The 23,246-nt window shown below is 64.0% G+C and carries 20 protein-coding genes and 1 pseudogene; 4 read left to right on the top strand and 17 right to left on the bottom strand.

The genetic code is table 11. From position 1 onward, the window contains the following. Nucleotides 1-66: 66 nt before the first annotated feature. Genes hpaE through ACO6VM_RS11665 form a run of 3 tightly spaced genes read right to left on the bottom strand, consistent with a single transcriptional unit; the run spans nucleotide 67 to nucleotide 2,971 of the window. A complete protein-coding gene (gene hpaE / locus ACO6VM_RS11675; protein WP_390970447.1) occupies nucleotides 67-1,527 on the bottom strand; it encodes a 5-carboxymethyl-2-hydroxymuconate semialdehyde dehydrogenase in 1,461 nt (486 codons plus the stop codon). Between the two features lie 2 nt (nucleotides 1,528-1,529). Beyond that, nucleotides 1,530-2,300 carry a fumarylacetoacetate hydrolase family protein gene (locus tag ACO6VM_RS11670; RefSeq protein ID WP_422403276.1) on the bottom strand — a complete coding sequence of 257 codons (771 nt, stop codon included), beginning with the start codon at nucleotides 2,298-2,300 and terminating at the stop codon, nucleotides 1,530-1,532. After that, complete coding sequence (locus ACO6VM_RS11665) at nucleotides 2,297-2,971, bottom strand: fumarylacetoacetate hydrolase family protein (RefSeq protein ID WP_422403275.1); 675 nt, start codon at nucleotides 2,969-2,971, stop codon at nucleotides 2,297-2,299. Before ACO6VM_RS11665 ends, ACO6VM_RS11670 begins: the two co-directional genes overlap by 4 nt. Before the next feature lie 163 nt (nucleotides 2,972-3,134). On the opposite strand from ACO6VM_RS11665, the gene hpaA reads away from it, so the two are divergent. After that, nucleotides 3,135-4,037 carry a 4-hydroxyphenylacetate catabolism regulatory protein HpaA gene (gene hpaA / locus ACO6VM_RS11660; RefSeq protein WP_125858565.1) on the top strand — a complete coding sequence of 301 codons (903 nt, stop codon included), beginning with the start codon at nucleotides 3,135-3,137 and terminating at the stop codon, nucleotides 4,035-4,037. Nucleotides 4,038-4,212: 175 nt separating this feature from the next. Continuing rightward, complete coding sequence (hpaR, locus tag ACO6VM_RS11655) at nucleotides 4,213-4,635, top strand: homoprotocatechuate degradation operon regulator HpaR (protein ID WP_125858566.1); 423 nt, start codon at nucleotides 4,213-4,215, stop codon at nucleotides 4,633-4,635. 156 nt (nucleotides 4,636-4,791) lie between these two features. Here the strand turns inward: hpaR and ACO6VM_RS11650 are convergent, their stop codons facing one another. Both ACO6VM_RS11650 and ACO6VM_RS11645 read right to left on the bottom strand, forming a co-directional pair. Beyond that, on the bottom strand, nucleotides 4,792-5,385 hold the full coding sequence (locus ACO6VM_RS11650) for a TetR/AcrR family transcriptional regulator (RefSeq protein ID WP_401057301.1): 594 nt from the start codon (nucleotides 5,383-5,385) through the stop codon (nucleotides 4,792-4,794). A gap of 5 nt (nucleotides 5,386-5,390) precedes the next feature. Then, a complete protein-coding gene (locus ACO6VM_RS11645) occupies nucleotides 5,391-6,590 on the bottom strand; it encodes a multidrug effflux MFS transporter (protein WP_422403274.1) in 1,200 nt (399 codons plus the stop codon). A 319-nt stretch (nucleotides 6,591-6,909) separates the two neighbouring features. Here ACO6VM_RS11645 and ACO6VM_RS11640 point away from each other — a divergent pair, with 319 nt between their 5' ends. Continuing rightward, on the top strand, nucleotides 6,910-7,101 hold the full coding sequence (locus ACO6VM_RS11640) for a general stress protein (protein ID WP_401057299.1): 192 nt from the start codon (nucleotides 6,910-6,912) through the stop codon (nucleotides 7,099-7,101). 104 nt (nucleotides 7,102-7,205) lie between these two features. On the opposite strand, the gene ACO6VM_RS11635 is transcribed toward ACO6VM_RS11640, so the two are convergent. The 3 genes from ACO6VM_RS11635 to ACO6VM_RS11625 form a co-directional block, all read right to left on the bottom strand. Beyond that, nucleotides 7,206-9,554, bottom strand: coding sequence for an RHS repeat-associated core domain-containing protein (locus ACO6VM_RS11635; RefSeq protein ID WP_401057298.1), 2,349 nt, complete (start codon nucleotides 9,552-9,554; stop codon nucleotides 7,206-7,208). After that, on the bottom strand, nucleotides 9,551-12,253 hold the full coding sequence (locus ACO6VM_RS11630) for a hypothetical protein (RefSeq protein ID WP_422403273.1): 2,703 nt from the start codon (nucleotides 12,251-12,253) through the stop codon (nucleotides 9,551-9,553). The genes ACO6VM_RS11635 and ACO6VM_RS11630 overlap by 4 nt, the downstream gene beginning before the upstream one ends. Nucleotides 12,254-12,978: 725 nt before the next feature. Next, complete coding sequence (locus tag ACO6VM_RS11625; protein WP_422403272.1) at nucleotides 12,979-13,257, bottom strand: hypothetical protein; 279 nt, start codon at nucleotides 13,255-13,257, stop codon at nucleotides 12,979-12,981. 89 nt (nucleotides 13,258-13,346) lie between these two features. On the opposite strand from ACO6VM_RS11625, the gene ACO6VM_RS11620 reads away from it, so the two are divergent. Then, the gene (locus tag ACO6VM_RS11620) at nucleotides 13,347-13,898 is read left to right on the top strand and encodes an ATP-dependent Clp protease proteolytic subunit (protein ID WP_401057295.1); all 552 of its coding nucleotides are present in this window, start codon (nucleotides 13,347-13,349) and stop codon (nucleotides 13,896-13,898) included. Nucleotides 13,899-14,031: 133 nt separating this feature from the next. On the opposite strand, the gene paaZ is transcribed toward ACO6VM_RS11620, so the two are convergent. The 9 genes and pseudogenes from paaZ to paaA all read right to left on the bottom strand — a co-directional run bounded on the left by paaZ (nucleotide 14,032) and on the right by paaA (nucleotide 23,061). After that, nucleotides 14,032-16,086 carry a phenylacetic acid degradation bifunctional protein PaaZ gene (paaZ, locus tag ACO6VM_RS11615; RefSeq protein ID WP_422403271.1) on the bottom strand — a complete coding sequence of 685 codons (2,055 nt, stop codon included), beginning with the start codon at nucleotides 16,084-16,086 and terminating at the stop codon, nucleotides 14,032-14,034. Nucleotides 16,087-16,123: 37 nt separating this feature from the next. Next, a complete protein-coding gene (locus ACO6VM_RS11610; protein ID WP_401057293.1) occupies nucleotides 16,124-17,356 on the bottom strand; it encodes an OprD family porin in 1,233 nt (410 codons plus the stop codon). Nucleotides 17,357-17,391: 35 nt separating this feature from the next. Next, nucleotides 17,392-18,960, bottom strand: a pseudogene (locus ACO6VM_RS11605) (cation acetate symporter); the annotation flags it as partial. Beyond that, entirely contained in the window at nucleotides 18,951-19,259 is a 309-nt protein-coding gene (locus ACO6VM_RS11600) for a DUF485 domain-containing protein (protein ID WP_110993846.1), read from the bottom strand. The gene ACO6VM_RS11600 and the pseudogene ACO6VM_RS11605, both read right to left, overlap by 10 nt. Before the next feature lie 134 nt (nucleotides 19,260-19,393). After that, the gene (gene paaE, locus ACO6VM_RS11595; protein WP_422403270.1) at nucleotides 19,394-20,470 is read right to left on the bottom strand and encodes a 1,2-phenylacetyl-CoA epoxidase subunit PaaE; all 1,077 of its coding nucleotides are present in this window, start codon (nucleotides 20,468-20,470) and stop codon (nucleotides 19,394-19,396) included. Nucleotides 20,471-20,485: 15 nt separating this feature from the next. Then, on the bottom strand, nucleotides 20,486-21,010 hold the full coding sequence (gene paaD / locus ACO6VM_RS11590; protein ID WP_422403269.1) for a 1,2-phenylacetyl-CoA epoxidase subunit PaaD: 525 nt from the start codon (nucleotides 21,008-21,010) through the stop codon (nucleotides 20,486-20,488). After that, nucleotides 20,997-21,755 (bottom strand): 1,2-phenylacetyl-CoA epoxidase subunit PaaC, encoded by a 759-nt coding sequence (gene paaC, locus ACO6VM_RS11585; protein ID WP_422403268.1) that lies wholly within the window; start codon nucleotides 21,753-21,755, stop codon nucleotides 20,997-20,999. The genes paaD and paaC overlap by 14 nt, the downstream gene beginning before the upstream one ends. 8 nt (nucleotides 21,756-21,763) lie before the next feature. Further along, complete coding sequence (gene paaB / locus ACO6VM_RS11580; protein ID WP_023631078.1) at nucleotides 21,764-22,045, bottom strand: 1,2-phenylacetyl-CoA epoxidase subunit PaaB; 282 nt, start codon at nucleotides 22,043-22,045, stop codon at nucleotides 21,764-21,766. A gap of 26 nt (nucleotides 22,046-22,071) precedes the next feature. Then, nucleotides 22,072-23,061, bottom strand: a complete 990-nt coding sequence (gene paaA / locus ACO6VM_RS11575) for a 1,2-phenylacetyl-CoA epoxidase subunit PaaA (RefSeq protein WP_401057289.1) — start codon at nucleotides 23,059-23,061, stop codon at nucleotides 22,072-22,074. Nucleotides 23,062-23,246: the final 185 nt, after the last annotated feature.

Below are 23,246 nucleotides of genomic sequence, written 5' to 3'. Positions count from 1 at the left end.
AAAAGACCCCCCCTACAGGAAGGGTAGGGGGGGCATGGGGGGTGTTTCCCCCCCCCCGCGATGGCGTCAGACGCCCCAGCGCGGAATGTGGTGGCTACCCATGGAAATACACACGTTCTTGATCTCGGCAAACACCTCGAAGCTGTACTGTCCCCCTTCGCGGCCAGTCCCGGAACCCTTCACCCCACCAAACGGCTGACGCAGGTCGCGCACGTTCTGGCTGTTGATGAACACCATCCCGGCCTCGATGCCCCGGGCCAGACGATGTGCCTTGCCGATGTCCTGGGTCCAGATATACGAGGCCAGGCCGTATTCGGTGTCGTTGGCCAACTGCAGCGCCTCGGCCTCGTCCTTGAACGGGATCAGGCACGCCACCGGGCCGAAGATCTCCTCCTGGGCGATGCGCATGCGGTTGTTCACATCGGCGAACACCGTGGGCTGGATGAACTGCCCCTTGGCCAGGTGCGTCGGCAGGCCCGCCGGGCGCTCCAGGCCACCGGCCACCAGGCGCGCACCTTCCTCGATGCCGATGCGAATGTAGCCGCTGACCTTGTCGTAGTGCTGCTGGGTGATCATCGAGCCGACCTGGGTTTTCGGGTCGGTCGGGTCGCCGACGATCAGGCGCCGGGCACGGGCAGCGAACTCGCTGACGAAGCGCGGGTACACGCTCTCCTGGATGAAGATGCGGCTACCGGCGGTGCAGCGCTCGCCGTTGAGCGAAAAGATGGTGAACAGCGCGGCGTCCAGGGCTCGGTCCAGGTCGGCGTCTTCAAAGATCAGCACCGGCGACTTGCCGCCCAGTTCCATCGAGTACTTTTTAAGCCCCGCGGTCTGCATGATCTTCTTGCCGGTGGCGGTGCCGCCGGTGAAAGAGATGGCGCGTACGTCCGGGTGGCGCACCAGGGCATCGCCGGCGGTGGCACCGTAGCCCTGGATCACGTTGAGCACACCGTTGGGGATGCCGGCCTCGACCGCCAGGCGGCCCAGCTCGTTGGCGGTCAGCGGCGACAGCTCGCTCATCTTCAACACCGCCGTGTTGCCCAGCGCCAGGCATGGCGCGGTCTTCCAGGTGGCGGTCATGAACGGCACATTCCACGGCGACACCAGCCCGCACACGCCGACCGGCTGGTACAGGGTGTAGTTGAGCATCTGGTCGTCGACCGGGTAGCTGTGGCCGTCCATGCGCGTGCACACTTCGGCGAAGAAGTCGAAGTTGTGCGAGGCGCGGGGGATCAGCACGTTGCGGGTCTGGTGGATCGGCAGGCCGGTGTCGAGGGTTTCCAGCTCGGCCAGTTGCGGCACGTTCTGGTCGATCAGCTCGCCGAGGCGGCGCATCAGCCGGGCGCGCTCCTTGGCCGGGGTGTTGGCCCATTTCGGGAAGGCCTCTTTCGCCGCGGCCACGGCCTGGGCGACTTCCTCGGCGCCGCCGCTGGCCACTTCGCCGATGGCTTCACCGGTGGCCGGGTTGTAGTTGATGAAGGTGTCACGGCTCTCGACTTCGCGGCCGTTGATCCAGTGCTTGATCATGTTCATGCCTCTTGGGTTTTACGGGCGAAGAACTCGGCTTCGCTGACGATACGGTTGACCAGGCGGCCGACGCCTTCCACTTCCACCACCACTTCATCGCCCGGCACCACGTCGGCCAGGCCTTCCGGCGTGCCGGTGGCAATCATGTCGCCGGGCTGCAGGGTCATGAAGCTGGAGAAGTATTCGATCAGGTAGGGGATGTCGAAGATCATGTCGGCGGTGCTGCCTTCCTGCTTCAGCTCGCCGTTGATCCAGGTGCGCAGCTTCAGGTTCGACGGGTCTGGCACATCGCTGGCATCGACGATCCACGGGCCGACCGGGGTGGTGGCGTCGCGGTTCTTCACCCGCAGGTTGGGCCGGTAGTAGTTCTCCAGGTAGTCGCGGATGGCGTAGTCGTTGCACACCGTATAGCCGGCCAGGTAGGCGAGGGCGTCCTCGCGCTTGACGTCGCGCGCCGGCTTGCCGATCACCGCCACCAGCTCGCACTCGTAGTGCATGTACTTGACGTTGTCCGGGCGCCAGGTGACCTGGTCGTGGCCGGTGTAGGTGCCGGGCGACTTGATGAACGCCAGCGGCTCGGTGGGCGGGGTGAAGGCCAGCTCGGCGGCGTGGTCGGCGTAGTTCAGGCCCAGGGCGAACATGCTGCCGGTGGCCGGTGGCAGCCAGGTCACCTGGTCTTGATGCACCAGGCGGCCATCGGCCAGGCGCAGGTGGTCGTCTTCGACCGTGACGGCGTGGACCTGGCCGTCGAACTGGATACGGGCGTGCTTCATGGGGCGAGCCCTTGTTCGGCGACGATGGGGTTGGTCAGCTGGCCGAGGCCGTCGATCTCGACGCTTACGCGGTCACCGGGCAGCACATCGACGCGGCCTTCCGGGGTGCCGGTAATCAGTACGTCGCCGGCATGCAGGGTCATGAACTCGCTGATTTCGGCGATCAGCTGGGCCACGCTGCGCACGCAGTTGGCGGTGTTGTTGTGCTGGCGCAGTTCGCCGTTGACCCACAGGCGGATGCCCAGCGCGTCGGGGTTGCCCACCTGCGCCGCCGGCACCAGCTCCGGCCCCAGCGGGCAGAAGCCGTCGCGGCACTTGGCCTTGACGGCCGGGCGGTAATAGCTGTCTTCGGGCAGGCTGAACTCGTTGACGATGGTGTAGCCGGCCACGTGCTCGAGGGCGTTTTCGACGCTTACCCGACTGGCGTCCTTGCCGATCACCACGCCCAGCGCCGGGCCAGGCTGCAGGCGCTCGACTCCCGCAGGGTAGGTAACTGCCTGGGCATGGCCATTGCGGGTATTGGGGGTCTTGATGAACAGCACCGGCTTGACCGGCGGCTGTTGGTACGGCGCTTTCTGGAAGGACGCCAGGTGCTGCTGCAGCAGGCCCTGGTAGTTCAGGGCAACGCCGAACAGGCTGCCGGTGGCGACCTCGTGCAAGGCACGGCTCATGCTTTTCTCCTGCGGAAGGCGAAGCGCCCGGGGACGCTTCATTGCGTTTTTGTTAATGTGTTAGCGTTATAATTAAGATGTTAACGATCGTCAAGGCATTCCCCGCTCGCCGGGCAGTGCTACGATGCATCGCCCGGCCTGTTCCACCGGTACGAGAACAACAATGAAAGAACGACAGCCGATCCCCAACATCAACATCGGTCAGGTCTACGACCAGCGCTACAGCGACAGCGAGGTGCACTACGACCGGCTCGGCAACCTGGCCGGCTTTTTTGGTCGCAACATGCCGGTGCACCGCCATGACCGCTTCTTCCAGGTGCACTACGTGAAGACCGGCAGCGTACGGGTGTACCTCGACGAACAGCGCTACCACGAGGCCGGGCCGATGTTCTTCCTCACCCCGCCGACCATCCCCCATGCCTTTGTCACCGAGGCCGACGCCGATGGCCATGTGCTGACCGTGCGCCAACAGCTGGTGTGGCAACTGCTGGAGGCCGAGCCCGGGCTGATCAGCGCGCCGCGCCTGCAACCTGCGTGCGTTGCCCTGGGGCATTTGCAAGGGCAGGCGCGCGAAGAGGCGCATCGGCTGGAGCAATTGTTCGACCTGCTCGGCAGCGAGGTCGGCCAGGGCCAGGCGGGGCAGGGCACCGCCCTGCAGGACCTGGCGCGGCTGGTGATGATCAGCCTGCTGCGGCTGTGTGCCAACTCGCTGGAGGCGATGCCGGCGCGGCACGAGGACTTGCAGCTGTTCCACCGCTTCAACGAGCTGATCGAGCGCCATTACCTGGAACATTGGGCGTTGCCGGCTTACGCCACGGCGCTGGGCGTGACCGAAGCGCGGCTGAATGACGTGTGCCGGCGCATCGCCGACCTGCCGTCCAAGCGCCTGGTGTTCGAGCGCTTGATGCAGGAGGCGCGGCGCCTGTTGCTGTATACGGGCGGTTCGGCCAACGAGATCTGCTACCAGTTGGGCTTCAAGGACCCGGCGTATTTCAGCCGGTTCTTCCAGCGCCATGCGCAGATGACGCCGGGGGAGTACCGCCAGCGGCAAATGGCGTTGCGGTGATAGGTGCATCGAATGACCTGCTCCAAGCCTTGAGCTTGAAGCCAATCGTGCAATGGCCCGGTTGCAGCGAGAATGGGCGTTAGCCAGGAGCGCTGGTACTTTTCACAGGGGCTGGACAGGCCGGGTGCAAATGTATTTCACTTCATTAATATCTTAATAAAACCAGCTGAGCCCGATGACCATCCCAAGACCCTCCCTGACCTTGACCCTGCTGCAGGCCCGTGAAGCGACCATGGCGTTCTTCCGCCCGGCCCTCAATGCCCATGACCTGACAGAACAGCAATGGCGGGTGATCCGCATCCTGCGCCAGCAGGGCGAGCTGGAGAGCCACCAGTTGGCGGACCTGGCGTGCATTCTCAAGCCGAGCATGAGCGGCGTGCTCAAGCGCCTGGAGCGTGACGGGCTGGTGGGGCGGCGCAAGTCGCCGGAGGATCAGCGGCGGATCTTCATCAGCCTGACCGTGCGCGGGCAGCAGGCGTTTCTGGCGATGAGCGAGGAAATGGAGCGCAATTACCAGGAGATCCAGCGTCAGTTTGGGGCGGACAAGCTGGAGCAGTTGATGGGGTTGCTTAATGAGTTGAAGAAGATCGAGCCTTGAGATTGCATGTGGGCCACCAAGTGTCTGGCGACAGGGTTGCAGCGCCTATGAGATCGAGCGCCGCCCGCGCGGCGCTCGATCTTGAGGGCGCTGCAAATCTTTCGCCCTGCACCTGGTGGCTTCCACCCAATCCACCACCCTGCACCCACCGCCCCGTCACCCCGCCAACCCCAGCGAATCATCCAAAATCTTCAACAACGACGCCGCCCGCCGCGCATACACCGCCGGGTTCGCATACAGCAGCTCCACATGCAGGCTGTCGATGATCCCAAGATAAGCATCCCCATACAGCTCCAGCTTGTTGCCATCGCTGCGCGCCCAGGCATGCCGCTCGCGCAGGGCCTGGCAGAAGCCCAGGCGAATCTGCTCCAGATATTCCTCGAACCCGCTGGTCACGATCGACCGTATCGGCGCCGGCGGCAGGAACGCACTGCGCAGCACGAAACGCAAATTGGCCGAGCCCGCATAACGTTCTGCCAGGTGCAGCGGATGCCAGTGCCCCGGCGCCTCGCGGCCGGCGGCCTCATGGCCGAACCCGGCTTCGACATAGGCGGTCTCTTCGGCCAGGGCACGCTCGAACGCACACACGAACAACGCATCCTTATTGGCGAAGTGCGCATACAGCGAGGCCTTGCGCATGCCCGCCTGGGCCGCGATTTCGTTCAGCGACGAGCCGTCGTAGCCATGTTCGGCAAAATGCTCGACGGCGTGGTCGCAAATGCGTGCGGCGGAAGGGGTCAGGGCTTTCAAGGCGGTCACTCCGGGTTGACGCTGCAGTTCGAGGCGCTGATTGTCTTTGCCAGGGCGGCGCGGGTCAAACCCAGGATGACCACGGCGGCTGCGGCCAACAGCCAGGCCCAGGCCTGCGGGCCGAGGGTCGCCAGATGCCCGGCCAGGGGGGTGGCGCTGGACGAGATCACCAGTTGCAGGGCACCCAGCAGCGCAGCGGTGGAGCCGACATCGCGGTGCTGCGAGGACATCGCCAGGGCCATCAGCGTGGCCTCGCAGATGCCCAGGCCGAACAGCGCCAGCACCACACCGCCCAGCAGCACCGGCAAGCCGCCGCCCACCACCGTCAGCAGTGCACCCGCACCCATGCACAGCGCGCCCCACCAGGCCACTCGGGCCACGCCGTGGCGCTTCACCCACAGGCCGGACCCTGCAGCGCCCAGCAGAATGGCCACGCCACAGGCGCCGAACAGCATGCCGAACTGCGTGCTGGTGAGGCCGAAATGCTGCTGGTACACGTAGGCAGAGCCGGCGATGTAGGCGAACAGGAAGAAGAACACCGCCGACAGCGCCAGCGCCGGGCGCAGGAAAGTACCGTCACAGGCGATGCGCGCATAAGTGTGCAACACGCTACGCGGCGCCAGGCGTACACGCTGCGCCACGGGCAAGGTTTCACCCAGCGTCAGGGCCGAGTTGAGCAGGGTCAGCAGGCCGAGCCCAGCGAGCACCAGCATGATCGCCCGCCAGCCCCAGACGGCATCCACCACGCCGCCCAGCGCCGGGGCGAGGATCGGTGCCAGGCCTTCGATGGTCATCAGCAAGGCGAAGATCTGTGCCGCCCGTGCGCCGTCGGCAACGTCGCGCACCATGCTCATGATCACCACCAGGGTCAGCGCACTGGCCAGGCCCTGGATCAGCCGCGCCAGCAGCAGCGCCTCCAGTGAGTTGGCCGCCGCTGCGGCCAGCGAGGTGACCGTGAACACCAGCAACCCCACCAGCAATGGCCGGCGCCTGCCCAGCGCATCCACCAGCGGGCCGAACAGCAGCTGGCCGGCACCCATGGCCAGCAGGAACACGGTCAGGGTCAGTTGCACCTGGGGATAGCCGGTGCCGAAGTCGCGAGCCATCTCCGGGAGGCTGGCCAGGTACATGTCGATGGCCGAAGGGCCGAGGGCGCCGATCAGGGCGAGGGAGGCGGCGAAGCGCAGGTTTGAGTGGGTGGGCATGACAGCGAAATCCATTGGACAAAAACAAGCCTACCGACCGGTAGGTTTCGCAAAGATTAAGCACATTCATGGGAGGGGTCAACAGATGTGTCGCGAGGCACGCGTTCCCTCGCTCTAGGCTCTGCACGAAAAGTTTTGTGGGAGCGGGCTTGCCCCGCGATTGGCTGAAACTGCTTGTGCACCAAATACACCGCCGTCGCTTGTTTAGCGCCACCGGTCCGATGAATCCGCAATAAACCGAATCCGCCGTTATTGCCGTACTCCCACACCATGTACGGCACGCAACCGTGCATCCCCAAGCCAAACGAGGTTGATGACCATGGCTAGCAAAGAAAATGACCGGATGGGCAAGGACAGCGACAAGATGGGCCACCAGGGCGGTTCCAAAAGCCCTGGGAACTTAGCCAATGACCGCGACAAAGCCGCCGAAGCCGGGCGTAAAGGTGGGCAAAGCACCGGTGGAGATAACCGGCAGAGTAGCGAGTCGGGCCGCAAGGGCGGCCGCTCGTAAGTGAGGCCCTGCAGTGCCAGGGGACCTGGCACTGCGTTTTGAACACTACCCAACCGCAGCGCTACGCCCTGACGCCTCTCAATATCAAGGCGTAGCGCGGTGGGTCAGTGGAACTGCCGGCTAACTGGTGGATTGTCTCCAGCGCCAGCATTTCGGCGTCTCTCGAACAGGGACGGAGCCCCAGATCGGCTGATGATCTCGGTTATTCGTTGCGACGGCCCGGTCTCGGCTCGCTGCGAGGCTGGCAGTGAGGCCCGATTGGCTTGGGCCGCTTGTTCCTCACGAGGACCGATCTGCCTGGACTGGCTATTGGTAGCAGCCACAGAGCCTTGTTGTGTTGTCTGGACAGGGTCTTCTTGGGCTGGTGCCTTGGCAGGTCGAGCTGTGTACTTTTCCACAGTTGTAAATGTCGATGCCACAGCTGAAGCGGGGGCACCCAAGGGTTTAAGCCACGTCTCGGCGTTGTGAAGGGTTTGATAGACGCCTTTGTACGATTTGAAAGCCTCGTAAGCCTTAGGCGCCGCACTAGCAAAGGAGGCGCCAGTTCCAACAAGACCCGCACCAAATTCCACATATCCAAGAATTTTTGCTGCCTTTGAGTCTGGATTATTGGCCGTAATTGCTAGGCCAGCTATCTGGGTGCCTAATTTAACGACACTGGCTACTGCCGCAATCGTTCCCAGTGCGCCTACCGTCGATGACGCAGTCATGCCGAAAGCCAAACCAGCAGCGGCAACTGTCCCGGTTACGCCACCACCTAACGCACTGGCCGTCGCTCCAGCGGCGAAAGCGGCAGTGAGTGCCGGCGCAAGGGGAGCCAATGCTATGGCCATGGCGGCCACGGCAAACCCTAGGGCAACCCATTTAAACCAACTGTGCCCATCCGGGTCGAAGCGATTGACCGGGTCACCCCCGCAATAGCCGTAGGGGTTGAGCCCGCCGCGCCCGAAGGGGCTGGCGCTATCGGGCGCAAGGAAAGTCATCAGCACTGGGTCATAGGGCCGGTAACCTGCCGCGATGTACCAGCCAGTGAGTGGCTCGCGGCGCTCGCCTGCAAACCCGAACGGGCTGGCGGCGCCCTGCGATGGGCCCGCATCGGCCCCGTGGGCTGTGTAGTGATACTGGCGCAACTCCTCATCGGCCTCCAGCCGCACACTGCCCTGGGCATCACAGCCGAGCAGGGTGGCCCGGTGAACACCGGCGGCCAGCCGATCGACCGCGAACAACTGGCCAGCATCGCCGATCAGGCGCATTTGTTCTTCACCGCGCACTTCGTGGGTGAGGCTGTTGGCGCTGTGGAAGCTGCGGCTAAGCTGGCCATCGACCCTGCGGTCGCACAAGTTGCCAGCCGGGTCATACCCGTAGGTGCAGGTCTGGCCCTGGTAGCTGACGCTCTGCAGGCGGTCCTGGCCATCCCAGGTCAGCACGCGGCCCAGGCTGTCACGCTCGAGACGGCCGCGAGCGTCATAGGCCAGGTCGATCTGCCTGGGCCAGCTGGCATGGGTATGAGCAATGCGGGTGACCTGGGTTGGGTCGCTGTTGTTCTCGTACTCGAAGGTCGCGGTATCGCTGCTTTTGTCGGCGAAGGTCGAGACCACGTCGATATAGCAATCCAGTGCATCCAGGCGGAACACCTGCTTGACCACCAGGTTACCGAAGGGATCCTTCGGCGCCACTGCAGGGTCGGCCTCGTAGGTGTTCAAACGGCCGTGGCGATCATAGGTGAAGTGCTCCTCACCCTGCACCGAGCCGTCGTCCCAACGGCGGCTCTTGAGCTGGTCGAGGTCGGTGTAAGTCAGCGTCTGCACCTTGCGGCTGGACTGGCCCTCGACCACGGCGTCATAAGTACGGGTATGCTCCCGGCCAAGGCCGTCATAGGTCAGCGTCTGGGTCAGGCGGGTACCGCTGACCGTGTCACGGGTGGTGTAAGTGTGCGGACGGGAGAAGGCGTCGTAGCCGATCTCACTGGTGACGCTGCCGACGGTGATCCGCTGCAGACGGCCCACGGCGTCGAACACGCGCTGGTGGTCCACATCGGCGGCGTCCTTGAAGCCAAGCTGCAAGCCGCCGAGGCTGTGGCGCCAAGTGGTGACATGGTCCCTGCCGTCGACCGTCCAGGTGTCGGTTTTCGGTTTGCCGGCAGCGGTGTAGGTCATTTGCTGTACGCCCAGCGGCCCACTGGCCAAAGCGGTAGTGCCTAGCGTGCGGTCATAGCCAAAACCATGGGCGGCTTCACCGGCGGGGAGAATCTGTTCGACCAGGTTCTCCAGGGCCTTGAGATAACGGAAATCCACACGCTTGCCATCAGCCAGGATGTTGTGGGTGGGCGGCAGCTGGCCGGCGGCATAGTGATACTCGGTGGTGCGGCCACCGCATTCGATGCTCAGCGGGCGGCCGAGGCCGTCGAACTGCTGGCGACCTACGGTTACGGGTTGTGCGTAGTTGTTCATCATGGGTTCTCCACGGTTTGCATGGCCACCGACGTTGGGTGCTCGCTGTTGCTGTGTGGGGCGTAGGTCCAGAGGGTCTTGCGGGCTTGGGAATCGCCGACTTCGAGGCGCTCGACGACACGAGAGAAAGCGTCGTAAGTGGTATGGGTGCTGCTCGCCACGCCGACCGCTGGTGCGACGCTCTGCTCGATGACACGGTCCAGCCCATCGCGGTGTTGATAGGTTGTCCGCACCAATCGTCGCTTGCCGGGGTCGCCGCCACCGTCGTCATAGAGTTCGATTTTCACCGGGCTGCCGTTGAGGTTCTTGTGCACGACCTCCAGGCTGCCTGCCTTGCCCAGGGCGGATTGCCAACGGTGCTCGGTCTGGGCGATCGGGTCGTGCAGGGTATGCGTGGTCACACCATTGCCCGCAGTCGCCTGTGCAACGTTGCCCCAATGGTCGTAGGTGGTGGTGCTGGTGAGGCTGAACAGCGCCTGGCCGTCGGTTGCCCAGTCCGTTTCATTGCGCGAGATCTCACGCCCCAGGGCGTCATGCTCGATGCTGCTCATGCAGCGAAAAGGTGCAGCCTGGTGATCGAGGTCTTCGAGCTCTACCCGTACCGTGCGGCCGGCGCCGTCGAGCCAGGTGCGCTTGCGCTGGCCAGTGGCATCCTGCTCTTCATGGCCCACGCTGGCCAAGAGGAGCCTGGAACCGTCGGCATTCGATATCTGCGGGGCATGTTGCATGACGAATGCATCGCTGAGGTGGTAGGCAGAGGTGCGGGTCACTTCATATTCGGTACCGCTGGCGATGACACTGCTTACCACGCGCCCGAGCTTGTCGAAGGCGTGGTCGGTGTGCACGCCGGCGGCACTGGTCTCGCGCAGGGTCTGGCCGCTGGCCAGGGAGCGGGCGGTGCTGGTACACATGTGCTGGGTTTGGTCCGCCTCGTCACCTTCGATGACGGTGGCGGTCAGCAGCGCCGCTACGCCGTTCACGGGTTCGATGCTGTAGCTATGGCGGGTGGTGATCGGCTGCCCCGCCACGGTCTTGGTGGTGCTGGCCAAACGGGCGTAGTGCTGGCCAATCGTATCGATGTACGTGTTGCAGGTGGTTTCGATCACGGCCCCGGCCGTTTCGTCCTCCAATTGCTCGCGCTCGACCAGTTGCAGGACGGGATCGCCGGTGATCAGCGAAGGCAACGCGGCATAGGTGTAGCGGGTGACCATGACCGGCGCGGCGCCGTGCGCCTGTTCGAGCGGGGTAACCCTGCGCAGTTTCAAGCGGCGCACCATGCCCAGGTCATCTTCAGGCGCGCTGCCGGGCTCGCCTTCGACCGGGTAATACTCGTTGAATTCGATCACGCCATTGGCCTGGACCGACTCAAGAGGGTTGCCATAGCGGTCGAAGGTGGAAGTGGTGACCTCGCTGCGTTCACGTTTGACGGTATCGCCCTGCCACTCGATGAAGGTGGTGGTTACCTGGCGCGGAAACTGGCAGAACGCCGCCTGCTCTTCCCAGGATTTGTCGTAGTCGACGTGGTAGCTGGTGTCGATACGGGTTTCGTAGTCGCCGGAGCGGCGTCGCTCGAGGGTTTGCAGGTGGTAGCGGTCCCACTGACGCTGTACGGTCTGCTCGATCGAACCGCTTGGGTTGGTCAGGGTTTCAGTGACGGAATATTCGTAGCGCTCACGCAGCCTGTAGAGGTTGTCGCGGCCCGACTCCCATTGGAAGCCCAGCTGGCTGCCAAAGCCAAGGTAGTTGTGGTCACCCCTCCAGGCGTAGCTATGCGACAGCTTGCCTGCTGCCTCACTGTCGGTGTGCTCCCAGCGCAGCACACGTGGCAGGAAGTTGATCGGCGCGCCGCTGGGTAAGCGGTGCGAGGTCGCAGCGCTCTTGCTCCAGTACACCGTGTCGGTGGCGCCGAGCGGGCCGTCGACATTCTTCGGGAATAGCAGCGACTGGCCGTTGCCGACATCTATAGCCTCATAGCTGAAGGCAAAGGGCGCTGCGCTGTCAGGCAGGCGCAACTTCGCCAGGCGGTTGTTCGCTTGTTCGAAGATGTAAACCGCTTCATCGGCAGTACCTGGTGCCAGCAGCAATTGGGGTGAAGTGCCACTGCGGTCGAGCCGGGCCAGTACGCATTGGTTGTCGTCGGTAATCTCCCTGAGCAAGTTGACACCGTTGGCCGAGTTCCACCGCAGGTGCAGCCGGCGGCCTGCATCGCTGCGCAGTTCATGCAGCACATAGGGGCCGCTGTCATTGACCCGCTTGAGGACCTCGATACGGCCGTCTTTGTGAGTGATCCGATAACTGCCATCAGCAGTACGCACTACCCGCAGCGATTGCAGCTTGTAGTCGCGGAACGTCACCTGGCCATCCACGACGGCCTGCACGGCGTACTGTTCGCCCGTGCCAAGGCGCAGAGCCTGGGCGCCTTGTGCCAGTGACAGTTCGCTGACCAGCAGCGACCAGCCCAGGCCAAAGCCCTGGTTGCGATGCGAACCCAGGCTGCTGAACGCCAGGGTGAAGGGCAGGGAAGGGCCGCCAAGGTTATTGGCGATACCCAGCTCGATGTTGAAGACCAGGTTGAACTGGCCCGTTCGCGGGTCGACCGCTGATTGCAGGGCCGAGAGGAAGTTGTTGGCCTGTGTGTGGATGCCACCCGTGTTGAGGGACAGTTCAGGTACTTGGGACGTTTCATTTATGGGGTCAGACATTTCTGCTCTTCTGTAAAACAAAGGGTGTGAGCAATCGTTGCCGCTAATGCGGAACGCAATAAGTCACGCCTTTATAAGGGATTGCGGGATTAAGGTTCTGACAATGCCTTGGCATCTAAAGTCAGTTACCGGAGGTCAGGGTTTTATTGCTCATTTAAGTCTATTGCCATTGCTTGATTAACCATTTCTAGTGCGTGCTCTCGCACGCCGCCTGCACGATGAGTTTAATGTTGCATCCATTAATCCGTCGCTGCAGTTAAACGATATTAGGTTTTTAGGCTTTGGCGCTGTGAGAACTTTCTGGTGCGCCTCGGAGAATAGTCGTAGGTATTGCGGAACTACCATGAGCATCGAATTAATTAGCCGTCGCAAAACTAGTTAAACAGGCACGACAAAGTGCAAGCCGCTCAGTGGTTGGGGCTTGTACTTTTAGATATCAAAAACGACTGCCGATACATACTGCAGTGCTAGCGGAGGTGCATCTTATTCCCTTTGCTGTCCCTGGCTGCGACCAGCGAGACACGCTGACTGTCTTCAGATTCGCTTATCCCGTTTTGGGCTCGACTGTCAGAGTGGTCATAATGTGCTAATTGCTGCTGCGGTAGGCGCCTGAGCTAGTCAAGGTTACTTTGATCGTGAATTCGCTTAGCCAGTCTGTGGCGCTCTGGCTGAATGCTCATGGTCTGCCTCCATTAGTTGATAAGGCAGGCATAAGGTAAAAGATCCTACGGGAGAAAACAGATGGCAAGATTTCCTGGTGATCTGGCCTGACCTTTCGTTTTTGCGCTTAAAAAAGTAAGTCGGTTTATTTTGTTGTCGCCAATATAGTCATGAACCAATGCGTTGTCGTTGGGTGTGCTGTACACAATAAAATAAGGAAGGGCGGCATCGCGGAGTGAGGGGGCCAGGGTCTGGTTCACGCGGTTTCCCATTGCAGCCCTGTGTCTTGAGTAGCGACCGGCAGCTAACGTGAAGGGTTCAGCACGATTGACCAGCAGGGTCATGGAACTTTGCCCCTGCCTTACGCCTCAACCGCTAGCAGGACATCGCGCAGGATCAGCCACCCAGCAACCCGAATGACCGGGAGCCCCCTATGGCCAGGCACATCATCCACTACACCGGCCCCATCAACTCGTCCACCTGTGGCAACCTGATCAACACCTGCTCGCGCGCCCTGCAGCAAGGCGCCGAGCTGCTGCAGCTGAACATCGCCACCATGGGTGGGGAGTGCAGTTATGGCTTCACCCTGTACAACTTCCTGCGCAGCCTGCCGGTGCCGGTGCACACCCACAACCTCGGCACGGTGGAGTCGATGGGCAACATCATCTTCCTTGCCGGCAGTCACCGTACCGCCTGCGCGCTGAGCAAGTTCCTGTTCCATCCGTTCCACTGGACCTTGCACGGTTCGGTGGACCATGCACGTATGGCCGAGTACGCCATGAGCCTGGACTACGACCTGCGGCTGTATGAGCAGATTGTTGTCGAGCGCACCGAGGGCGCCAGTGAAACACTGGATGTGCCGCGCTACCTGATGGCTTATCCACGCATCCTGGGGCCGGAAGAAGCATTGCGCTGCGGGCTGATCCAGGCCATCGACGATTTGCCGATTGCAGCGGACAGTACGCAGTGGAGTGTGCATGCGTGAGTCGGCGTCTGTCTGGATAAGATGCATGGCGACAGTCTTGCAGCGCCCTCAAGATCGAGCGCCGCGCGGGCGGCGCTCGATTTCATAGGCGCTGCAAAATCACTGGCAAACACCCAGTGGCCTTCACCCTACCTCAAGCCCCACGCTTCACCACCAACGTCAAAATGTCATAGCTCGCCACCAGTTCCCCATCCTGATTGCTCACCTCCACATCCCAAGCCACCACCCCTTGCGGTTGCCCCTGTGGGCTGGTCTTGCCCTGGTCGATCTTGCGCTTGCAGGTCAACCGCGCCTGGATGGTGTCGCCAATCCCCACCGGGGTAATGAAGCGCAGAGTATCCAGCCCATAGTTGGCCAGCACCGGCCCTTCACCCGGCGAAACGAACAACCCGGCCGCCGCCGACAGCACGAAATACCCGTGGGCGATGCGCTTGCCGAACTGCGACTGCTTCGCCGCGATCTCGTCGAAATGCATGTAGAAGTGATCACCCGACAGGCAGCCGAAGTTGACCAGGTCGGCCTCGGTCACCGTGCGGCGGTGGGTAAGCAACGACTCACCGATGCGCAGGTCATCGAAGTGGCGGCGGAACGGGTGCACCTCGGTTTCGATCACCTCGGCGCCGCGCACGTATTCGCCGGTCACCGCCATCAGCATGCTCGGCGAACCCTGTACCGCGGCGCGTTGCAGGTAGTGCTTGACCGCGCGCAGGCCGCCCAGCTCTTCACCGCCGCCCGCACGGCCCGGGCCGCCATGCTTGAGCTGCGGCAGCGGCGAGCCGTGGCCGGTGGATTCCTTGGCCGCTTCGCCGTCGAGCACCAGCAGGCGCCCGTGCCAGGCGGCGGCGGCCGGGATGGCCTTGGCGGCCACCCTGCGATCGGCGGTGACCAGGGTCGCCACCAGGCTGCCCTTGCCACGGGCCGCCAGGGCCAGGGCTTCGTCGAGGTCGTCGTAGGCCATCAGCGTGCTGACCGGGCCGAACGCTTCGATATCGTGGGCGCCGCCCTCGGCGTGCGGGTCGCGTGCCAGCAGCAGGGTCGGGGCGAAGAACGCGCCTTCGGCCACGCCGTCACCCACCGGGGTGAAGCCATCGCTGGCGCCCAGCAGCTGGTCACAGCTGTCCAGCAGCATGCGTACGCGTTCAGCGACATCGCGCTGCTGCTCGTGGGAAGCCAGGGCGCCCATGCGCACGCCCTCGACCGACGGATCACCGACTACCACGTTGCGCAGCCGTTCGCGCAGGCGAGTGGCCACGGCGTCGATGTGCCTGGCGGGGACGATGGCGCGGCGGATCGCCGTGCATTTCTGCCCGGCCTTGGTGGTCATCTCCCGCGCCACTTCCTTGATGAACAGCTCGAATTCTTCGCTGTCGGGGCTCACGTCCGGGCCAAGGATGGCGCAGTTGAGCGAGTCGGCTTCGGCGTTGAACGGCACCGAATGGCGCACCAGGTTAGGCGTGACGCGCAGCTTGGCGGCGGTATCGGCGGAGCCGGTGAAGGTCACCAGGTCCTGGCCCTGCAGGCGCTCGAGCAGATCGCCGGTGCTGCCGATCACCAGTTGCAGGCTGCCGGCCGGCAGCAGCCCGGATTCGTTCATCAGGCGCACCACGGCTTCGGTCAGGTAGCTGGTGGCGGTGGCCGGCTTGACGATGCACGGCATGCCGGCGAGGAAGGTCGGGGCGAACTTCTCCAGCATCCCCCAGATCGGGAAGTTGAAGGCGTTGATGTGCACGGCCACGCCGGTACGTGGCACCAGGATATGGCTGCCGGCGAAGTGGCCTTGCTTGCCCAGGGGGATCGCCGGGCCTTCATGCACCAGGTTGCCCGACGGCAGCTCGCGACGGCCCATGCTCGAATAGGCGAACAGCGTGGCGTTGCCGCCCTCGATATCGATCCAGCTGTCGGCACGGGTGGCGCCCGAGTGGTGGGACAGGGCGTAGAGCTGTTCCTTGCGCTCGGCCAGGTACAGCGCCAGGGCTTTCAGCCGCGCGGCGCGTTGCTGGAAGTCCATGGCCAACAGGGTTTGCAGGCCCTGGATTCGGGCGAAGTCGAGCGCTTCGGCGAAGTCCGGGCGTTCTTCGTGGCTATAGGCCAGGACGTGGCCGTCGAGAGCGCTGCGCAGGGGTTGGGCGCCGTGCTGGCCGATCCAGCGGCCGGCGATGAAGCTTTGCAGGGTAGGGGCGGCGGACATGCTGTTCTCCATGCTGTTCTGATAGACAGGGGCGCGCTTACCAGAGCGCCAGTGTGTAGCCGATGATCAGGCGGTTCTCGTCCACGGCATTGGTCAGGCCATTGCCGGAACGGAAGGTAACGTTGCGCCAGCGCAGGCTGACGTCCTTGAGCGGGCCGCTCTGGATGACGTAGGTGATGTCGGTGTCGCGTTCACGTTCGCGGCCATTGCTGAGCGTGGCGGTCTCGGCATGGCGGCCGTCGGTGTAGCGGGTCATGAAGCTCAGCCCGGGGATGCCCATGGCCACGAAGTCGTAGTCGTAGCGCAACTGCCAGGAGTCGAGCCCGGCACGGGTGAAGGTGTTGTAGGTGACCAGGTTGACGGTGTACGGGTCGCCGCCGTTGAGGAACGGGAACGCGCTATCGCCGGACATCTGCTGCCAGGTGGCGGTGAATTTGTGGGCCTTCACGCCGAGGGTGAACATGGCGTTGAAGTTGCGGTTGTCGATGCGCCCGGCGCGCTCGGCGCCATCGCCGCGGCTGTCGAAGTAGCGCAGGTCGCTGCGCAGGCTCACGCCCTCGGCCAGGGGCTGGGTGTGCAGCAGGCCGACATATTGCTGGCGGTAGATCTCTTCGAGTTTGGCGTAGTAGTAGCTGACGCTGGTCTGCGGGGTGAAGGCGTAGCTGCCGCCACCGAAGTCGAAGTGGTCGCTGGTAGCGGCGCCATAGCCGATATCGTCGCGCCCGGACGAATCACGCAGGTTGGCCTTGGTCAGGCGCCCGCCGTTGAAGGTCAGGCCGTCCAGCTCCTGGCTGGTCAGCAGGCCGCCCTGGAAGGTCGAGGCCAGCAGGCGGGTGTCGTTGTACACCACCACCGGCAGGATCGGCTGCAGGGTGCCCAGGCGCAGGGTGCTCTTGGACACCCGCAGCTTGCCGGTCAGGCCCAGCTCGCTGTAGTCGTCGACCGGTTCCTTGCTGTCGGGGCCGAACGGCAGCAGGCCGGTACCGCGCCGGTCGCGGCTGGAGTCGAGCTTGATGCCCAGTTGGCCCATGGCATCCACCCCGACGCCGACCGGGCCGTCGGTAAAGCCCGACTCGAAGCGAGCGGTAAAGCCCTGGCCCCATTCCTCGGCCTTGTTCTGCGGCGCGTTGTCCTGGCGGAAATCGCGGTTGATGTAGTGGTTGCGCAGCTCGACGCGCGCGTGGCTGTCGCCGATGAAGTCCGCCAGGGCCGGCAAGGGCAGGGCGAGGGTGGCCAGCCAGGCGGCCGAGGTGAGGCGTGTGCGGCTCATTGTTGTTGTCCCCGTCGTTCTTATTGTTTTTGTGTTCAGTGCTTGCTGGCGCCGGCGGCGCCGATACCGGTCATGGAGCGGATGAACTGCGCCAGGTAGCGGCCACGTTCGTCCTGGGCGCGTTGCGAGCTGTCGGTGACCGAGAAGGCCCATGCGCCGAGGAACGCCAGCGACATGGAGAACAGCGCCGGGTTGCTGTAGGGGAACAGTGCGTGCTCGTTGTGCAGTACGTTGACCCACACCGCCGGGCCCAGCACCACCAGCACGATCGCCGAGAACAGCCCGGCCAGGCTGCCGCCCACCGCACCGCGGGTGGTCAGGCCTTTCCAGAACATCGACAGCAGCAGCACCGGGAAATTGACCGAGGCGGCCACCGCCAGTACCAGGCCGGAGAGGAACGCGATGTTCTGCGATTCGAACAGCAGACCCAGCAGCACCGCGAACAGACCGATCACCAGGGTGGCGATGCGCGACACGCGCATTTCCTGCTGCTCGCTGGCCTGGCCTTTGCGCATGACGCAGGCATACAGGTCGTGGGACACGGCCGAGGCGCCGGACAACGCCAGGCCGGCAACCACGGCCAGGATGGTGGCGAAGGCCACTGCCGAGATGAAGCCGAGGAACAGGTTGCCGCCCACCGCCTGTGCCAGGTGCACCGCGACCATGTTGCCGCCGCCGATGATCGCGCCTGCGGCATCGCGGTAGGACGGTTCGGTACCGACCATGACGATGGCGCCAAAGCCGATGACGATCAGCAGCAGGTAGAAGTAGCCGATGAAACCGGTGGCGTAGAACACGCTCTTGCGCGCTTCCTTGGCGTCGCTGACGGTGAAGAAGCGCATCAGGATATGCGGCAGCCCGGCAGTGCCGAACATCATCCCCAAGCCCAGTGAAATCGCATCCACCGGATTGGACAGCAGTGCCCCCGGCGCCATGATCGCCTGGCCCTTGGCATGCACGGCCACGGCGCTGGCGAACATCGCCTCGGTGCTGAAACCGAAGTGCTTGAGCACCATGAAGGCCATGAAGCTGGTGCCCGACAGCAGCATCACTGCCTTGATGATCTGCACCCAGGTGGTGGCGAGCATGCCGCCGAAGGTCACGTACAGCACCATCAGCACGCCCACCAGCATCACCGCGTACAGGTAGCTGATGCCGAACAGCAGTTCGATCAGCTTGCCGGCGCCGACCATCTGCGCCACCAGGTACAGCAGCGCCACAGTCAGGGTGCCGAACGCCGAGGTAATGCGCACCGGGCCCTGGGCCAGGCGGTAGGAGACCACATCGGCGAAGGTGTACTTGCCCAGGTTGCGCAGGCGCTCGGCGATCAGAAACAGGATGATCGGCCAGCCGGCCAATACGCCCAGGGCGTAGAGCAGGCCGTCGTAGCCGTTCATGAACATCATCGCCGAGATGCCCAGGAAGGACGCGGCGCTGATCATGTCGCCGGCGATCGCCAGGCCGTTCTGCATGCCGGTGAGGCCACCGCCGGCGGTGTAGAAGTCACTGGCCGAGCGGGTGCGCAGCGCCGCCCAGCGGGTGACCAGCAGGGTGAAGCAGACGAACACCAGGAACATCGAGATGGCGGTCCAGTTCATCGTGCGCACTCCTGCTTGACCTTGTCGTTGAGCGGGTCGAGCACGGTGTTGGCGCGATGGGTGTAGATCCCGGTGAGGGCGAAGGACAGCAGCACCATCAGCACCCCGACCAGCATGCCGACACTGGTCACCCCGCCGCTGAGGGACTGGCCGAGCACGCCAGGGGCGAAGGCCACCAGCAGGACGAAGCCGTAGTAGGCGGCGAGCATGGTCAAGGTCAGCGTGCCGTTGAGGCGGCGCTTGCGCTTGATCAACTGCTGGAAGTCGGGATGGTTGTTGATGCTCTCGAGGTGTTCGGGGGTCATGGCTGGCGTTCTCTCTGGCTGTTGTAATTGTTTTTTCAGGTCACGCGAGGGGGCTGTAAGCCCCTTCGCGGGGCAAGCCCGCTCCCATGGGGTGCAGCAACTTTCGGGGGAGCGGGCTTGCCCCGCGATTGGGTTCAAAGCTGATCGAAATCGAGCACCACCTTGTCGCTCAGGGGGTAGGTCTGGCACGACAGCACGTAGCCGGCGGCCACTTCGTAGTCTTCCAGGGCATGGTTGCTGTCCATCTCCACCTCGCCCTCGATCACCTTGCACTTGCAGGTCGAGCACACTCCGGCCTTGCACGAGTAGGGCAGCTCGGCACCGATGGCGTTGCCGGCATCGAGCACGCTGCGGGTGTTGCGCGGCAGGTCGAAGGCCAGGGCGCGGCCATCGCTGATCACCGTCACATGGCTGACCGCCGAATCCAGCTCACGCGCCGCCTCGCGGGCTTCGCGACGGGCTTCGCTGCCGGCGGCGGCGAACAGCTCGTAGTGGATGCGCGCGTTGTCCATGCCATTGGCCCGCAGGCTGTCGCGCACGGTCTCGGTCATGGCCTGGGGGCCACAGATGAACGCGGCGTCGAGCTGCTTCACATCCAGCCAGCGGGAGAACAGCTGGCCGCACTTGTCGGCGTCGATGCGGCCGTTGTACAGGTCGACGTCCTGTTGCTCGCGGCTGAACACGAAGATCAGGTTGAGGCGGTCCAGGTATTGGTTCTTCAGGTCTTCCAGGCGGTCGCGGAACAGCGCGCTGTTGCTGGCGCGGTTGCCGTACAGCAGGGTGAAACGGCTGTGCGGCTCGCTGGCCAGCGTGGTGGCGACCAGCGAGAGGATCGGGGTGATGCCACTGCCGGCGGCGATGCCCAGGTAATGACCGTGGCGCGACGGGTCCAGCGGCACGAAGAAGTTGCCCGATGGTGGCATCACTTCCAGTTGCTGGCCGGCCTTGAGCACTTCGTTGGCGAAGGCCGAGAAGCGCCCGCCGGGCACGCGCTTGACCGCCACGCGCAGCTCGCCATCCTGCACGGCGCTGCAGATCGAATAGGAGCGGCGCACTTCCTCGTCATCGAGGTGGGTGCGCATGACCAGATACTGGCCCTGGGTGAAGCGGAACGCTTCCTGCAGATGTGCGGGCACGTCGAAGGCGATGGACACCGCGTCGCGGGTTTCCTGGCGCACTTGCTTGATGGTCAGGCTGTGAAACGGGCTCATGGCGTTCTCCACGGCTCAAAGGCATTTGAAATAGTCGAACGGCTCCAGGCATGCGCGGCAGCGGTACAGCGCCTTGCAGGCCGTGGAGCCGAACTGGCTGAGCAGTTCGGTATGGGCGCTGCCGCACTGCGGACAGCACAGGCTCGGTGCGCTGCCGCGCAGGCTGGCGCTGCCCGCGGGTGGGGCGATGCCATAGGCGCGCAGACGCTCACGGCCTTGCGCACTGATCCAGTCGGTGCTCCAGGCCGGCATCAGCCGGCGCTCAAACGCGGGCTCGGCGAAGCCGGCCTGCTCCAGGGCCTGGCGGATGTCGCCCTCGATCACCTCGGTGGCCGGGCAGCCGGAGTAGGTCGGGGTGACCACCAGGTGCAGGTGGCCGGCGCGCCAGTCGAGGTCGCGCACGATCCCCAAGTCGACCACGCTGACCACTGGCACTTCCGGGTCCATCACCTCGGCCAGCACCGCCCAGGCATGGGCCAGATCGCCGTGTTGCTGGGCCCGGGCGCCGCGGTCGCCGGCGATCAGCTCACCAGGTTGCATCGGGGTAGGCTCGCGGCAGGAATTGCATTTCGGCCAGCAGCAGGCCCAGGTGTTCGGTGTGCAGGCCCTTGCGCCCGTCCAGGTAGAAGTGGCTGGCGGCCTTGGGCAGCGGCAGCTCGACCGAGGCGAAAATGGCCGTGACGGTGTTCAGCCATTGCTGGGCGATCTGCGCCGGGTCGGCGGCGATACCGGCCTGGGCCAGCTGGACTTCGCCGTCGTTGGCGACGCTCAATTCGACCGTGAAGCGCCACAGTGCCGGGATCGCCTCGAGCATGCGCCGGCGGCTCTCTTCAGTGCCGCCACCCAGGCGTTGCACCCATTCGCCGGAGCGGCGCAGGTGATAGGTGACTTCTTTCAGGGCCTTGGCGGCGATGCCGGCGATGCGTTCATCGCGGGAGGCCGTCAGCCCTTCAAGCGTGGCGTGGTGCCAAGCGTCGTAAAGGAACTGTTTGAGCAGGGTGACGGCGTAGTCGCCGTTGGGTTGCTCGACCAGCAGCAGGTTGCGGTAGGCGCGTTCGTCGCGGCGAAACGCCAGGGCATCGGCATCGCGGCCGTCACCGAGCAGTTCGGCGGCGTAGTCCAGCCAGTTGCGCGCCTGGCCCACCAGGTCGAGGCCGACGTTCATCAGCGCCAGTTCTTCTTCCAGCGCCGGGGCCTTGCCGCACCACTCGCACAGGCGCTGGCCCTGGACCAGGGCGCTGTCGCCGAGCAGCAGCAGGTATTGGATGAGTGCTTGCTTGTGCATGGCGGGCCTCACATGTGTCCGACTTCGGCGGGCAGCTCGTAGAAGCTGGCGTGGCGGTAGACCTTGTCGTCCGCCGGGGCGAACAACGGGTCTTTCTCGTCGGGCGAGGAGGCGGTGATCAGCGCCGAAGGCACCACCCACAGGCTCACGCCCTCGCTGCGGCGGGTGTACAGCTCACGGGCGTTCTCGATGGCCATGGCGGCGTCGGCGGCATGCACGCTGCCGACGTGCTTGTGGTTCAGGCCGTGCTTGCTGCGCACGAATACTTCGTAGAGGGTCCAGTCAGACATGCTCGATCTCCGCATCGATGGCCGCTTCAGGCGGCGTTCTTGTTCTGTTGTTTGCGTGCGTAGGCCACGGCGGCCTCGCGTACCCAGGCGCCGTCTTCGATGGCCTTGCGGCGGGTGGCGACGCGTTCCTGGTTGCACGGGCCGTTGCCCTTGATCACTTCGTAGAACTCGTCCCACTGGATTTCACCGAAGTCGTAATGACCGCGTTCGGCATTCCACTTGAGTTCAGGGTCGGGGGCGGTGCAGCCAAGCAGTTCCAGCTGCGGCACGGTCTGGTCGATGAAGCGCTGGCGCAGTTCGTCGTTGGTCTGGCGCTTGATCTTCCAGGCCATCGACTGGGCGCTGTTGGGCGAGTGTTCGTCGCTAGGGCCGAACATCATCAGTGCCGGCCACCACAAGCGATTGATGGCGTCCTGGACCATGTCGCGCTGGGCCTGGGTGCCGTGGCGCATCATGGTCAGCAGCAGCTCATAGCCCTGGCGCTGGTGGAAGCTCTCTTCCTTGCAGATGCGCACCATGGCGCGGGAGTAGGGGCCGTAGGAGGTGCGCTGCAGCACTACCTGGTTGACGATTGCGGCGCCGTCCACCAGCCAACCCACCGCGCCCATGTCGGCCCAGCTGAGGGTGGGGTAGTTGAAGATGCTCGAGTACTTGGCCTTGCCGCTGTGCAGCTTGGCGATCTCTTCGTCGCGGTCGGCACCGAGGGTTTCCATGGCGCTGTACAGGTACAGGCCGTGGCCGGCTTCGTCCTGGATCTTGGCCATCAGCTGCAGCTTGCGCTTGAGCGACGGGGCGCGGGTGACCCAGTTGCCTTCGGGGAGCATGCCGACGATTTCGGAGTGGGCGTGCTGGGAGATCTGGCGGATGAGGGTCTGGCGGTAGGCGTCGGGCATCCAGTTCTTGGCTTCGATCTTGATCTCGGCGTCGATCTTTTCCTGGAAGACGCGCTCTTCGGGCGACATCTCTTCCAGCGACTTGAGGCGTTTGACGCCGGTTTCTACGAGCTGTGCGTACATGTTCGGGCTCCCGGTGGTGGGCGGCTTGGGGCGTGGGGTATTTATAAGCGATACAAAACACAACATCAAACAGTATTTGATGTATCAAATAAGATTTGTGTATCGCATTGGGATCAGATCGCGGGGGAAAACCACCCCCCACAGAGCAACACCCCACCCCCCTTGGAAACCCCCATCCCCGGAAA

Origin of the sequence: Pseudomonas sp. GZD-209 (genome assembly GCF_049310485.1) — a bacterium.
GTDB classification, from domain to species: domain Bacteria; phylum Pseudomonadota; class Gammaproteobacteria; order Pseudomonadales; family Pseudomonadaceae; genus Aquipseudomonas; species Aquipseudomonas sichuanensis.
Note: the sequence above shows the minus strand (reverse complement) of the source record. Positions and strands in the feature narration are given on the sequence as shown.